This window comes from Streptomyces toyocaensis (genome assembly GCF_000725125.1).
Classification (GTDB): Bacteria; Actinomycetota; Actinomycetes; order Streptomycetales; family Streptomycetaceae; genus Streptomyces; species Streptomyces toyocaensis.
The window spans coordinates 88,836-102,320 of the sequence record NZ_JFCB01000020.1 but is presented as its reverse complement, the minus strand read 5'-3'; the positions used below and the strand labels follow the sequence as shown (position 1 = coordinate 102,320).

General features: G+C 72.5%; 14 protein-coding genes. 6 read left to right on the top strand and 8 right to left on the bottom strand.

Annotation, left to right across the window (positions count from 1 at the left end):
* Window positions 1–77 precede the first annotated feature (77 nt).
* The 3 genes from BU52_RS21375 (at window position 78) to BU52_RS21365 (ending at window position 2,544) form a co-directional block, all read left to right on the top strand.
* Entirely contained in the window at window positions 78–434 is a 357-nt protein-coding gene (locus BU52_RS21375; RefSeq protein ID WP_037936787.1) for a hypothetical protein, read from the top strand.
* A 168-nt stretch (window positions 435–602) separates the two neighbouring features.
* Window positions 603–1,838 carry a glycoside hydrolase family 16 protein gene (locus BU52_RS21370; RefSeq protein ID WP_037936786.1) on the top strand — a complete coding sequence of 412 codons (1,236 nt, stop codon included), beginning with the start codon at window positions 603–605 and terminating at the stop codon, window positions 1,836–1,838.
* 151 nt (window positions 1,839–1,989) lie between these two features.
* Window positions 1,990–2,544: a tellurite resistance TerB family protein gene (locus BU52_RS21365; RefSeq protein ID WP_037936785.1), complete on the top strand. Its 555-nt coding sequence runs from the start codon at window positions 1,990–1,992 to the stop codon at window positions 2,542–2,544.
* 75 nt (window positions 2,545–2,619) lie between these two features.
* Here the strand turns inward: BU52_RS21365 and BU52_RS21360 are convergent, their stop codons facing one another.
* Window positions 2,620–3,357, bottom strand: a complete 738-nt coding sequence (locus tag BU52_RS21360) for a D-Ala-D-Ala carboxypeptidase family metallohydrolase (protein ID WP_037936784.1) — start codon at window positions 3,355–3,357, stop codon at window positions 2,620–2,622.
* A gap of 231 nt (window positions 3,358–3,588) precedes the next feature.
* Here BU52_RS21360 and BU52_RS21355 point away from each other — a divergent pair, with 231 nt between their 5' ends.
* On the top strand, window positions 3,589–4,311 hold the full coding sequence (locus BU52_RS21355) for an FAD binding domain-containing protein (protein ID WP_037936782.1): 723 nt from the start codon (window positions 3,589–3,591) through the stop codon (window positions 4,309–4,311).
* A 36-nt stretch (window positions 4,312–4,347) separates the two neighbouring features.
* On the opposite strand, the gene BU52_RS21350 is transcribed toward BU52_RS21355, so the two are convergent.
* The 3 genes from BU52_RS21350 to BU52_RS21340 all read right to left on the bottom strand — a co-directional run bounded on the left by BU52_RS21350 (window position 4,348) and on the right by BU52_RS21340 (window position 6,843).
* Window positions 4,348–4,800 (bottom strand): universal stress protein, encoded by a 453-nt coding sequence (locus tag BU52_RS21350; protein ID WP_037936780.1) that lies wholly within the window; start codon window positions 4,798–4,800, stop codon window positions 4,348–4,350.
* Between the two features lie 47 nt (window positions 4,801–4,847).
* A complete protein-coding gene (locus BU52_RS21345; RefSeq protein WP_037936778.1) occupies window positions 4,848–6,326 on the bottom strand; it encodes a glutamate-cysteine ligase family protein in 1,479 nt (492 codons plus the stop codon).
* Window positions 6,327–6,411: 85 nt separating this feature from the next.
* Window positions 6,412–6,843: an SRPBCC family protein gene (locus BU52_RS21340; protein WP_078903364.1), complete on the bottom strand. Its 432-nt coding sequence runs from the start codon at window positions 6,841–6,843 to the stop codon at window positions 6,412–6,414.
* 141 nt (window positions 6,844–6,984) lie between these two features.
* On the opposite strand from BU52_RS21340, the gene BU52_RS21335 reads away from it, so the two are divergent.
* Window positions 6,985–7,425, top strand: coding sequence for a hypothetical protein (locus BU52_RS21335; RefSeq protein ID WP_037936774.1), 441 nt, complete (start codon window positions 6,985–6,987; stop codon window positions 7,423–7,425).
* Here the strand turns inward: BU52_RS21335 and BU52_RS21330 are convergent.
* On the bottom strand, window positions 7,383–8,123 hold the full coding sequence (locus BU52_RS21330) for a lysophospholipid acyltransferase family protein (protein WP_063830020.1): 741 nt from the start codon (window positions 8,121–8,123) through the stop codon (window positions 7,383–7,385). The two genes, BU52_RS21335 and BU52_RS21330, sit on opposite strands and share 43 nt — an antisense overlap.
* 232 nt (window positions 8,124–8,355) lie before the next feature.
* Here BU52_RS21330 and BU52_RS21325 point away from each other — a divergent pair, with 232 nt between their 5' ends.
* Entirely contained in the window at window positions 8,356–8,550 is a 195-nt protein-coding gene (locus tag BU52_RS21325) for a DUF2795 domain-containing protein (RefSeq protein WP_037936773.1), read from the top strand.
* Between the two features lie 321 nt (window positions 8,551–8,871).
* Here BU52_RS21325 and BU52_RS21320 read toward each other — a convergent pair whose 3' ends face one another.
* The 3 genes from BU52_RS21320 to rsgA form a co-directional block, all read right to left on the bottom strand.
* Window positions 8,872–9,705 (bottom strand): pentapeptide repeat-containing protein, encoded by an 834-nt coding sequence (locus BU52_RS21320; RefSeq protein WP_037936770.1) that lies wholly within the window; start codon window positions 9,703–9,705, stop codon window positions 8,872–8,874.
* A 1,069-nt stretch (window positions 9,706–10,774) separates the two neighbouring features.
* Window positions 10,775–12,076: a bifunctional class I SAM-dependent methyltransferase/N-acetyltransferase gene (locus BU52_RS21315; RefSeq protein WP_235216387.1), complete on the bottom strand. Its 1,302-nt coding sequence runs from the start codon at window positions 12,074–12,076 to the stop codon at window positions 10,775–10,777.
* The gene (rsgA, locus tag BU52_RS21310; protein ID WP_037936768.1) at window positions 12,073–13,170 is read right to left on the bottom strand and encodes a ribosome small subunit-dependent GTPase A; all 1,098 of its coding nucleotides are present in this window, start codon (window positions 13,168–13,170) and stop codon (window positions 12,073–12,075) included. Before rsgA ends, BU52_RS21315 begins: the two co-directional genes overlap by 4 nt.
* Between the last annotated feature and the right edge of the window lie 315 nt (window positions 13,171–13,485).

The following is a 13,485-nucleotide window of genomic DNA, read 5'->3' as shown; positions in this document are numbered from 1 at the left end:
ACGGCCGGGGACGAGTCATGCCCGCGCGCATCCGGGGCATCAGACTTCCACCGGCAGGACCGAGAAGGAGACGAGCCATGAGCAGGGGCAGCCGCGCTCTCACCGTCATGTACGCCGCCGTGGCCCTGTGGCTCTCCTTCTGTACCGTGAGCACCTGGGGCACCGTTCCCGCGTGGACCAGCCTCGCCATGGCGGTCACCGCCCTCGCGCCCGTCCTGGGAGTGGTCCGCGAGACCGTCATCGCCGAGGAGCGGCGCACCGTCGCCGTTCTGCGCGAGCGGGAGGGCCGCCGGGCGGCGTGGCGGGACGCGGCGGCCGCGGCGCTCGCACAGGCAGAGGTGGAGGCCGCGTGCTGCGAGCGCTGGTGGACGTCGTGCGCCACCGAGCACGACCCCGGCTGTGCGCACCGGACCTCCTGGGGCACGACGGCCTGAAGCGCGGCCCCGGGCCGGGACGGGACGGCGACCGTGCGGTCGTGGTCCGTACCAGGGTCTTGACGCCCCTTTATCTCACCTCTTGAATCAAGGCGTTGCGCATTCACCCCCCCCACCACCTCGGTCGGCGCACCCGCGCATGCGGGGCGCCGTACGGAAGGGAGAGCCATGTTCTCTCCGCGCACCCGCCGCAGATGGCTGATCGCGGCCCTGTCCGCCGTTCTGGTCGCCTCCGGGGCGGCCGGCACCACCGCCCGGGCCGAACCGGCGGACACCACCGCCGCGGCGGCCGTGACGTTCTCGGACACCTTCGACGGGCCCGCCGGTGCGGCGGCCGACTCCTCGAAGTGGCAGACGGAGACCGGGGACAACGTCAACAACCACGAGCGGCAGTACTACACCTCGGGCACCAGGAACGCCGCCCTGGACGGCCAGGGTCATCTGGTCATCACGGCCCGCAAGGAAAACCCGGCAGGCTACCAGTGCTGGTACGGCACCTGCCAGTACACCTCCGCCCGGCTCAACACCGCGGGCCGGTTCACCGCGCAGTACGGGCACATCGAGGCGCGGATGAAGATCCCGCGCGGGCAGGGCATGTGGCCGGCGTTCTGGATGCTGGGCACGCCGGTCGACTGGCCGGACTCGGGCGAGATCGACATCATGGAGAACGTCGGCTTCGAGCCCTCCACGGTGCACGGCACGATCCACGGCCCCGGCTACTCCGGCTCCGGCGGCATCGGTGCCGGCTACACACTGCCGGGCGGTCAGGCCTTCGCGGACGCCTTCCACACCTTCGCCGTCGACTGGGCGCCGGGCTCGATCACCTGGTCCGTGGACGGGAACGTCTACCAGCGGCGCACGCCCGCCGATCTGGGCGGCAGGCAGTGGGTGTTCGACAAGCCGTTCTTCCTGATCCTCAACCTGGCGGTGGGCGGCTACTGGCCCGGCGACCCGGACGGCTCCACCGTCCTCCCGCAGCAACTCGTCGTGGATCACGTCTCGGTGACGACCGGTGACTCGTCCACCGGCGGCGCGATCCGCGGCCTGGCCGGCAAGTGCGTCGACGTGGCCGGGGCGAACACGGCCAACGGCACCCCCGTACAGCTCTACGACTGCAACGGCACCTCCGCCCAGCGGTGGACGGTGGGATCCGACGGCACGGTCCGGGCCCTCGGCAAGTGCCTGGACGTCGCCTCGGGCGGCACGGCCGACGGCACGCCGGTCCAGTTGTGGGACTGCAACGGCACCGCGGCCCAGAAGTGGGTCGTCACCGCGGCGCGCGACATCGTCAACCCTCAGGCCGACAAGTGCCTGGACGTGGCGGGCAACAGTTCGGCCAACGGCACCCGGCTGCAGATCTGGACGTGCACGGGCGGCGCGAACCAGAAGTGGACGGTGGGCTGACCCCGCGCCCGGCACCGGTGCTCCCGATCGGTTTTGCCGTTCTTTTGCCGAGCGGGAACCTCCCCGGGCGCGCGTCCGTTTGACCGGACGGACCGTGAAGATCCGGGACTGGCGAACAGGACCGGACAGCGACAACCCGAGGTGGCACCGAATGGCGATGTGGGACCGGCTCAAGGACCAGGCCAGGACGCTCCAGCAGTCCCAGGGCGCGCGGGCGGGAGGCGCACGGCCGCAGGGGCACGGCCCGTCCTCGTCCGGCGGTGGCTCCAAGGCCCAGTTGATGGGGCTGTTCAAGTCCCAGCTGGCGTCCGCCAAGGCGGAGTTGAAGAGCGGCGCCTACCGGGACGCCAGCATGGCGATGTGCGCGCTGGTCGCGGCGGCCGACGGGCGGGTCGACCCGGCGGAGCGGCAGCGGGTGGAGGAACTGATCGTCTCCAACGAGGTGCTGCAGAACTTCCCGGCGGACCAGCTCCGCAAGCGGTTCAACGAGCACGTGGACCGGCTCACCGCCCACGTCGAGCAGGGCAGGGCGCGGGCGCTGGAGGACATCGCCAAGGCGGCGAAGAAGCCGGTCGAGGCCCGGGCCGTCGTCCAGACCGGCATCGTCGTCGCCGGAGCCGACGGCAGCTTCGAGCCCTCCGAGCAGTACGCCATCCGTGACGCCTGCGCGGCTCTCGGTCTCTCGCCGCAGGAGTTCGGCGTCTGACGGCCGGCCCCGTTGTTCGGCGCCCGCCGGTTCCCCGGAATGGGGCCGGGGAACCGGCGGGCGGTTGCGGCCGGATCAGACGCCGCAGGTCGGCGCGGACCAGTAGCGGCTGGAGCGGTGGTCGACGTGCGCGTGGTCGTCGTGTCCGGGGTAGCCGGGGCCGAGGATGCCGTTGAACCCGTGGTTGCGGGCCTGCTTGGCCAGCGTGCACAGGGAGTGCGGTCCCGCGCCGAGGTCGGCCGCGTCACCGTACAGGTGGCGGCTGCCGCTCGCCCCGCCCACGGCGTCGTTGCAGGCGTAGGACCGGAAGCCGCTGGTGACCCGGATCGGTTCGTCGCCGAGCGCGTGCCGCAGGGCCTCCAGTTTCCACATCGTCCGCAGCGCGTTGGACTTCGCCGTCGCGGCACTGACCGCACCGCCCGACCAGGTGGAGTTGCACTGGTTCAGCTCGGCGTAGGAGAAGTGGATCGGCGTGCAGTCGTCGTCCTGGAGGGCGTAGAGCTTGTTGTAGGTGTTGGGGCCGGCCACGCCGTCGGCGGCCAGGCCGTAGGCGGACTGGAAGCGCTTGAGGGCGGCTGCCGTGGCGGGCCCGAAGCTGCCGTCGACGGCCAGCACGGACCCGTAGCCCGGGTAGCCGCCGAGGCGGATCTGCAGCTGGGTGACATCGGCGCCCGAGGCGCCCTGGGACAGGGTGCGGGTCCAGGTGTAGCAGCCGTCGGCGTGCGCGGTGCCCGCGGTGGCGACGGTACCCGCGACCATTCCAGTCGTGAGCATGACAATCGACAGAATCAGTCGTACAGCGCGTCCGAACATGCGATCTCCGGTTCCGGGACGTGGGGTTGAGTGGGGTGATGAGCCATGTGACGCGCGTCAACCATGGAGCACGCACCCGGCCCGGCGCAAGATTGCCCCCCCCGACGGGCGCACATCCCGGACCTGTGAGCCCTGTACGCGCCCCCGGTGCCGCACGGACAATGCAGTGCCCGCGATCACTCCTGACACCCCTTGTCCACCGCTCCGGTTGAGGAAAGCAGGTCGACCGTCGTGCTGTTGCGTCTGCCCACGTCCCTGTCCGAAGCACAGCGGTATCTGGCGGAAGGAGCGGTGCCGGTCGGCGGCGCCACACTCGTGTGGGCCCTCTGGCAGCGCGACGGCTTCCCCGAGCAGGCGATGTCACTGCGTGAACTGCCCCAGGCGAACCTGAGGGAACGCGAGGCGCTGGGCGCCGCGGTCCTGCTGCACCAACTGGACGACCGGATGCCTGAGGTGCTGCGCCGGGCCGCCGCCACCGTGGGCACCGGCGCCGTACGGCGGACGGCCACCGTGGGCGGCAACATCGTGGGCAGCACGCTGCGCTGCCTGCTGCCCGCGGCGCTTGTTCTGGACGCCCGGGCGACCGTGCTGGACCGGGACGGGACCTGTGAGACCGACCTGGCCGAAGTGGTGGCCAAGCGTCACCTGCTGCTCGGCCTCCGCTGGCGCGACCCGGTCACCAGCGGGTACTACAAGGCGCCCGGTGAAGCGGGAGGCCCGCCGCCGCTCGTCGTCGCCACCGCCGTGCACGCCGGGAGCGACGGCCGGCCCCGCCTCTTCGTCGCCGTCCGCGACGGCTACGAGGTGACCAGCGAGTCCATCGTCTGCCGCAGCGGACCCGACCACACCCTCGAGGCCCTGGACCGCACCGGCCTGGGATCCCTCCCCGCTCCAGCGCGGGAAGCGGTACGCCGGGAGGTGACCAGGACACTGAACCGCTCCCCGGACCGCTGACGCGGGCACGGACACGAAGGCCCCCCCGCGCCGGGATCAGCTGCCCGAGTCCTTGCGGTGCCGGACGACGACGACCGGGCAGGACGCGTGCTGGGCACAGCGCTGGCTCACCGACCCCAGCATCGCCCGGGCGAACCCGCCCCGTCCACGGTGGCCCACCACCAGCAGTTCCGCGCCCTCCGAGGCGCGGATCAGCACCTCGGAGGGATCGCCCTCGATCAGTCGCTCCCGCAGTTCGGCGGGGCGCTCCCCGGGGAAGGCGGTGCTCACCGCCTCGGCGAAGAGCCGCCGTGCCTGCTCGGCGTCGAAATCCGGTTCGATCACGGGGCCGGCCCACCCGGCGGACGACGGGGTCTCCCACGCGTGCACGGCCTCCACGACCGCGCCGACCGTCCGCGCATGGCGTACGGCCCAGCGCAGTGCCTCGTACGACGCCGGTGATCCGTCCACACCCACGACCACCCGCGGGGCCGGTTCAGTGCTGTGCATGCCTACCTCACTCACCAGTCGCTGTCCGCACCGCCGCGCCGCCCGTGTCACTCCACGGGCCAGGTGTGCACCGGGGCGTTGAGATGCATGTACTCGATGTACTGCTGCGTCATGCGCCGCAGGGCCTCGTGGCGGCCGCGGTGCGCGGTGGCGTCGATGTGATGGAACATCTCCTTCTGCCACACCGCCCCGTTGCGGCCCACGACGCAGCGCTGCTCGATGATTCCGAGCAGCGGCTCCCGCCAGGCCTCGTCCATCCCGGAGCGCTCAAGGCCGCGGTGCGCCAGCGGCAGCAGCCGCCGCAGCACGAGTTCGGCCGCCGGCACCTCGCCCATGCCGGGCCAGTACAGCCGGGCGTCGATGCCGTACCGCGCCGCCGTCCTGAGGTTGTCCTCGGCGGCCGAGAAGGACATCCGTGACCACACCGGCCGTTCCTCCTCCACCAGGGCACGGGTGAGCCCGTAGTAGAAGGCGCCGTTGGCGAGCGTGTCCGCGACGGTCGGGCCGGCGGGCAGCACCCGGTTCTCCACCCGGACATGCGGCTTGTCGTGAGCGACGGCGTACACCGGACGGTTCCAGCGGTAGATGGTGCCGTTGTGCAGGGTCAGCTCGGCGAGTTCGGGGACGTCTCCGCGCGTCAGCGTCTCCCAGGGATCCTGCTCGTCGCACAGGGGGAGGAGGGCGGGGAAGTAGCGCAGGTTCTCCTCGAAGAGGTCGAAGACGCTGGTGATCCACCGCTCGCCGAACCACACCCGTGGCCGCACCCCCTGCGCCTTGATCTCCTGCGGCCGGGTGTCGGTGGCCTGCTCGAACAGCGGGACGCGCGTCTCGTGCCAGAGTTCCTTGCCGAACAGGAAGGGCGAGTTCGCGGCGAGCGCGATCTGGACCCCGGCGATGGCCTGCGCCGCGTTCCAGTAGTCGGCGAACTGTTCCGGCGACACCTGAAGGTGGAATTGCGTGCTGGTGCACGCGGCCTCCGGGGTGATGGTGTCCGCGTAGGTGCGCAGCCGGTCGACACCGGTCACCTCGATGTGCAGGTCCTCGCCGCGCGCCGCGAAGATCTGGTCGTTGAGCAGCCGGTAGCGCGGGTTCTCCGACAGCGCGCCCTCGCCGACGTCCTCCTGGCGCAGGGTGGGGAGGACGCCCGTCATGATCAGATGCGTGCCGATGGACCTGGCGCGCTGCTCGGCGTGGTTCAGTGCCGCGCGGATCTCCGACTCCCAGGCATCGGGGCCGCCCGCCGTGAGCCGGCGGGGCGGGATGTTGATCTCGAGGTTGAACCGGCCCAGCTCCGTGGCCCAGGCCGGGTCCGCGATGGCCTCCAGCACATCGGTGTTGCGCATCGCGGGCTCGGCCCGGTCGTCGACCAGGTTCAGCTCGATCTCCAGCCCCACCTGCGGCCGCTCGGCCTCGAACCGTGCCTCGCGCAGCATCTGCGCGAGCGCGTCCAGGCACTCCTGCATCTTGATCCGGTACCGGCGGCGGTCCTCGCGGGTGAAGGTGAGCGCCGGGACGTCGCGTCCCATCGGTCTCCCTCCAGGGCTCTCGTCCTCCTCGGAACCTGTCCACCCCAGCGTCGCACCGGCGGACGAGTCCGACCACGCGAAGCGTTCAGTTCCCCGCGTCCCCGGCCAGGAAGGTGGTCAGGCCGTCGAGGAGCATGGTGCTGCCCTGCTCGGCCATGTCGCGCTCGTCCGCGGTGTCGCACGTCTGGCGTACCACGATCCGGGTCCGCGGGCCGTCCTCGGCGAACTCCACGGCCATCGCCTGGGGCTCGGGCTTTCCGGGCACATCCATCCCGATCACCAGGAGCCGGTCCGGTTCGACCTCGAGGTAGGACCCGGTCAGGGGGAACTCCCCGCCGTCGGGGGTGACCACGGTGGCCTTCCAGATGCCGCCCGGCCGTACGTCCATCTCGACGGAGCCGGGGGCGGCGTAGGCCCAACGGGCGTACCGGTCGGGGGTGGTCCACGCCTGCCATACGCGGTCGGCCGGGACGTCCAGGGTGCGGGTCAGGGTGTAGGAGAAGCCGGTGCCGCTCATGGGTGTCATTCCTCGTCTCGTGCGTCATGCCCCGGTGGGGGTCTGTCGCGGGTGTAGACGCGCCGGGACGCGGGGAGTCATCGGTGACCCCGTAGGAATTTCTCGTTGACAACGAAGTGTTCATTCGGGAGGCTGGTCAGCATGACCAAGCCCTCCGAACAGTGCCCTGATCCCTTCAGCCCGCCCAGCGCCGACACGGCCCGCGCGCGACGGGTGCACGCCTCCCTGTTCCGCATCGCCGAGCGGCACGCGGCCACCGACGGACAGCGCGGCCGGCAGGCCCACCCCGGCGTGATCGGTCCGCACGAGGCGGTCAGGCTGGTGTCGTTCCTGCTCAGCGGCGCGGCGATGCTCCAGGACGGCGAACCGGAGGTGGACCGTGCGGACATCACGGCCGCGCTGACCCTCGTGCCGCGCGCCCGTGCGGAGATGGACGAACTGGAGGTCGGTCTGCTGCAGATGGCACGGGGACGCGGCATGACCTGGCCGGAGATCGCCTTCGGGCTGGGCCTGCGCAGCCCTCAGGCCGCCCGGCAGCGCTACGAGCGGCTGGTGGGGCGCACCGACGCGGACGCGGAGTGACGGTGGGCGCCCGGGGTCTCCGGGGTGTCGGTCTCCGGGGTGTCGTCGCGGGCGGGTTCGCCCACGGCCCGGGCGGCCAGCCGCCAGGCGGCGCTGACCGCCCGGTGGGCCACCACCGTGCCGACCGCGGTATCGGACGGCAGGTGCAGGCGCCCGCCGATGTGGATGTGGAGACGCGGGCGGCGCACCGGGGCAGTGACCACACCTGCCAGCTGCTTCGCGGCCGGCCCCGAGGCCAGCCGCCGGGCCCCCGCCTGGCCCACGGGTACGACCGGCGCCCCGGTGGCGGCCGTCAGCCGGGCCAGACCGGTACGGAAGGGCAGGGGCGCGGCGCACGCCGCGTCCTCGCGCGGGGGCAGGCCGCCTTCCGCGTAGATGAGCACATGGCGTCCCGACCGCACCGCCTCCGCGGCGGCCTCCAGTGCGCCGGCCGCGCGGGCGGTCCTCCGGTGCACCGGGATGTGGCCCTCCTTCGCCAGGGCGCGTCCCAGCACCGGCACGCGCCACAGCCCGGCCGTCGCCATGACGGCGGGCGTCACACCCACCGTGCGCAGAGCGGCCAGTACGACGGCCGGATCGGCCGTCGAGTCGTGGTTGGCCACGAAGACACTGCCCGCGGCGAAAGGCTCCCCGTCATCGCGGGTCACGGTGAGCCGCCCGAACAACGGCAGCAGAACAGCGGCGGTACGGCTGAGCACGAGACGTCCTTCCGGCAGACGGGAACCTCGCCGCCAGCCTCGTACACCACCCGCACCCCGCGCCTGAGTACGCGTACCCGGGTCGACGGTGCCGGGTACTCGGCTCACCGCCGGGACGGCCGGGTGCACGGTGCCCTCCCGCCACCGCCTCGGTGAATCGCCCCGCAATGGCCGGGGTACCCGCCCCGTCCGCGCGCGGATCCGCCGCGCCGTTCCGCCACGGGAGGCTGACATGGCAGAGCTCAGCCCGATCGACCTGCAGAAGGCTCTCAAGGGCGCCGACTATCCCGCCAGCCGTGACGACCTCGTCGCGCTGGCGAAGAGCAACGGCGCGGACAACACCCTCGTCCAGAAGCTGACGGAGACCGGGAGTCAGCAGTTCGACGGTCCCAACGAGGTGCAGAAAGCGGTCTTCGGCACCGAATAGCGCCATGATCCGGGGCGGCCCGCACCCTGACGGTGCGAGGCGCCCCGGACCCCGGGCACCCGCCGGGGAGCCGCCGGCCGTCAGCGCGCACGAGACCGTTCCGGCGAGGACACCTCAGCCGTGCTGCGCGCAGGGCGGGACCGGACGCAGCCCGAGTGGGGCACGCGCGACCGGGGTGGCTGCACGGGACGGCTGCAGGTCTCCGGCAGCGGCAGCACAGGACGGCCACGGCCCGGGGGAGCGGGAGGCGGGCGACGCCCTGGACACGAGCCCGAGGCGCCTGGAGGAACAGGTACGCCTGCGCGTCGACAGCGCGGCCGTCTACCAGTGGGCGGGGCGGGTGAGCGCGGGAGGCAGCACGGTGGCCGCGTCGCCCCTGGCCCCGTTGAGCTGCGCCTGGGTGAGGAACAGGGCGCCGGTGAGGTCGGCGCCGCCGAGGTCGGCGTCCCGCAGATCGGCCCCGATCAGGTCGGCGTCCCGCAGGTCGGCCCCGCTGAGATCCGCGGCCACCAGCAGGGCGCCGCGCAGGCTGGCACCCCGCAGGTCGGCACCGGCCAGCTTCGCGCCGACGAGATCGGCCCCGCGGTGGTTCTTCGTGCGGCCCGGGACATGGGCCCGGGCGAGCTCGCCGGCCCGCAGCAGCAGGGCGTTGACCTCGCCGCGCAGCGCGTTCACGTCGAGCCCGGCGATCGCGGCGGCGCTGCCCCGGGTCAGTCCGTCGATGCGCGCCAGTGCCCGCCGCAGTTCCTCGTGGACGGGGCGGGCCGCCGTGAGCGCGAGGGCCTCGGTGATGTACCAGAGCAGCTCCTGCAACTGCCGGATGACGGGGAAGACCTCGAACATGCTCCGCGCCGTCTCCGGTGCGCGGCGCCAGTCGGTGCCGCCGAAGGTGACCTGGGACACCTTCTGGCCCGCACCGAAGCAGTCGAAGACGGTGCAGCCGGGGTACCCCTCGTCACGCAGCCGGTCGTGAATGCCGCAACGGAAGTCTTCCCGCAGGTTCGAACACGGCCGCCCCGCCGGCTTGGTGGCGGCGAAGCCGGCGGAGCGGGCGAAGGGCAGGGCCACACAGCACAGGCCGAAGCAGGAGGCGCAGTCGGCCCGCAGGTCCTTGCGGTCCCCGGCGGGGGCGGGGGCTTCGTGCTGTGACGACACCGTGTGTGCTCCAGTCGTGCGGCGAGCACCGCACACCGCGGCGCTCGGGGATCGGCCTCATTCTCGCAGACGGCCGCCGGCCGCCGGGGCCGATGGCCCTCAGGGGCGCCCGGTGGGACGGCTGCCTCAACCGGGCGTGCCGCCACGGCCGCCTCAGTCCGCGCGCGGATCCGGGCCGCACGGTGACGCGGGCGACGACGGCCCGGCCTTCCAGGGCAGTTCGGCCCAGACCGTGCGTCCGGGCCGGCCCGGGGACACGGGCGACCGCCCAGGCGTCGCTGAGCGCGTCGACCAGGAGCAGCCCGCGGCCGTTCTGGTCGTCGGGGCACGGCCGGCGGAGGACCGGCAGTCCGGTGCCGCGGGCCTGGTCCTCGACCTCGACGCGGATCACGTCCGCCGACAGGTGCAGCCGGCACACGATCCGGTCACCGGCCGAGGGGTGAGCGCGTTGGTGACGAGCTCCGAGGTCACGACGACAGCGTTGTCGCACGCCTCGTCGCCCACGCCCCGCGCGAGGAGCAGCTCGCGCACCCCGCTCCGGGCCGTACGCACGGAGGCCGGGGTCACCGGCAGGTCGAACGCGCGTGTCTCACAAGGAGCGCGGGACCCGGAGGCGAGACGGCCGGAGCCGTCCGGCTGGGGGAGTGGAGCCGTGTGCCCGCCTCCGGGCGATCTGGGGGGAGAGCTCGCTCCCGGCGTGCTGCAGCGGCCTGGGCAAGGGGAGCCGAGCCATCTCCGTGGGCCTTCGTCTGCTTTCGCGCGGGGGGTGCCGTCACGGCCGGCCGGGGGTCAACCGGCATGCTCCGTACGGCCGTTCAGTGGGCCGCGGGGACGGTGCGAACACTCTGGGACCGGTCAACGGTGGCCCAGACATGAACAGCCGGTCGGACGTGGAACCGCGCGGCACGAGTGTGCTGCCCTGGCCGCGCAGCCCGCAGGAGGAAGCCACCTCGGCCCCGGTGTGACCCCACCGTCCGACAGCCGTCGCTTCCTCCCAGGTCATCCGGAAATATGCGGCCCGGGAAGGCTGTGGCGCCCAGGGAAAAGCCCCGGGGCGCCACAGGAGCGGTCAGACGCCAAACGCAACCGGGTACTGGATGGTGCCCGCCGGGACCGGGCGGGTGTCGTCCAGAGCCATGGCCATCATGGCCTCGTCGGGTACTTCGAAGGGGGCTCGGATGCCGAAGCGGGAGGCTGGCGTGAAGCCGAACCGAGGGTAGTAGTCGGGGTGTCCCAGGACGACAACGAGGTTCTCTCCCGTGGCCCGGGCGGCGGCCAGGGCGGCGCGGATGGCCGCGGAGCCGGCACCGGTGCGCTGGGCCGAGGGCAGTACCGCGCACGGGGCCAGGGCCAGGGCAGGCTGACCGTCGACGTGGCAGCGGGTGAGCAGCGCGTACCCGACCGGGGTGCCGTCGGGGGCTGCGGTGACCATCGACAGGCCGTCGATCCACGCCTTCGGGTCGGTGCGCAGGGCGTCGACGATGTCGGCCTCGGTGGCGGTGGGGAAGGCCCCGAGGAGGATGTCTCGGACGGCGGGGATGTCGTCGGCGGTTTCGGGACGGGCAGTCCAGGTGGTCATGGTTCCGTTCTCAGTGGTGTCGTGGGGGCTGAGGATGTAGGCGGCGTAGCTGTAGTCGCTGCCGTGTTCGCGCCGCATGGCGATCTCTGTCCGGTGTGCGGCCAGGGCCTCCGGCATACCGGGCTGCTGCGGCTCCGCTCGGGCCAGGCGCTGGGTGAGCGGCGTGTAGTACTCGTCCCACCAGTCGCTTTCCGGCAGCGGCCAGTGCGCGCGGAGGCGATAGCCGGCGGCCTGCGCGGCGTCGGTGTTCGCGGCGTGGGTGCGCAGTGGGTAGACCGCGTCCCAGTAGGCGCGCGCCGGGGCAGCGGGGTGGGGCACGGTCCATTCGATTTCGGTGACGACGAGGACGCCGCCCGGGGCGAGTAGGCGACGCCAGGCGCGCAGGGCGACGTCAAAGCCGACGGTGTAGACGGACCCCTCGGCCCAGATCACGTCGAAGCTGTGATCGGGGACGGGCAGCCGGTCCATCGAGCAGTTGACGACCGTGACCTGGTCGCCCAGGCCCCGGCGGCCCGCCTCGGCGGCGAGGCCGTCCAGGAAGGGCTGGTACAAGTCGACCGCGGTCACATGCGCACCGACTTCCTCCGCCAGCAGCAGGGTGGAGCGGCCGGGGCCGCAGCCCGCGTCCAGCACCCGCGGGCACTCGGGCAATGGCCCGGCCATCTCCAGCAGGCGCCGTGTGGTGGCGTCCGAGCCGGGGCCTTGCCGGGGCAGATCGTGGTGCAGGGCGAAGAACGCCTCCGTCACCGGGTCGGTGCCAGGAGCGTGGTCAGGTGTGTCGGTGTCGTTCACCGCTGGCGCTCCCGGAACTGGTAGGTGGCACGCAGGTGCCGCGTGATGTCCTTCTTGGCGGCCTCGCGGTCGGTGCGCAGCCGGGCGTCGGTGCGGGAGCCTGCGTAGGCGTTCTCCCTCAGCAGTTGGCGGTAGCTGCCCAGACGGCGCTGGGGAATCTCGCCTGCCTCGACGGCAGCCAGCACCGCGCAGCCGGGTTCGCTCACATGTGCGCAGTCCGTGAACCGGCAGCCCTGTGCGAGGTGTTCGATCTCGGCGAAGGTCTGCTCCAGCCCGTCCTGGGCGTCGTGCAGGCCGATCGCGCGCAGACCGGGGGTGTCCAGCAGGACCCCGCCGCCGGGCAGCGGAATCAGCTCCCGCCATGCGGTGGTGTGCCGCCCCTTGCCGTCCACATCGCGCACCGAGGCGGTCGCCAGCCGCTCCTCGCCCAGCAGCTGGTTACCCAAAGTGGACTTACCTGCGCCGGAGGGGCCCAGCAGCACGACGGTGCCGTTCAGGACGGCGGTCAGGGTGTCCAGGCCCAGCCCGGTCACGGCGCTGGTGACCAGCACATCCGTGCCTGGTGCCACCTCGGCCACCTCGGCTGCGGCCAGTTGCGGGTCGGCACACTGGTCGGCCTTGGTGAGCACCACGACCGGCTGGGCGCCGCTCTCCCAGGCCAGGGCGAGCATGCGTTCGGTCCTGCCGTGCTTCAGCGGGGTACCCAGCGACACCGTCACCGCGACCGTGTCGATGTTGGCGGCCAGGACCTGGCCACGGGAGGTACGCGAGGCGGTGGATCGCACCAGGGCGGTGCGTCGTTCCAGTACCGTGTGCAGCACTGGTCCGTGACTGGTGGTGGCAGGACGCAGGGCGGCCCAGTCGCCCGTGCATGGCGGCGACAGCTGATTCTTCCGATCGGCGGCACCGGGGACCTCCGCATGGAGGATTCCGGCGTCGGTGACTGCTTCACACGAGCCGCGTTCGGCTCGCACGATACGGGCCGGGATCAGGCCGGCCTCGCGATGGGGCGCGAAGGCGTGCTCGCACGCCTCGTCCCAGCCGTAGTCCGCCAGGGAGTACGGCTGAGCATGGTGGAAAGTGGATTGAGACAACGTAGAGACCCTTGAACAAGGACCCCGTTGAGCGCGATGCTCCGCCCCCGTGAGCCATCGGGCTTGGGTGGGGGTGAACGTCAGGTCAGACCGGGGTCCGGGACGTGAGGATGGTCCGGCGTGCGCTGCACACAGCAGCGGCCTTCACGGCAGACATCAACTCACCTCCCCCTTCCGGTCTCGCAGTTGACCCGATTGTCCCTGCGCCACTGACGCTAACACATCCAGTCCCCGGGTCGGGCAACGCCGGGACGGAGGGCGTCGGTGCACGGGGGCTCAGGTCCGTCGGCGGGCGGCAGGGTGCCGTGACGGAGC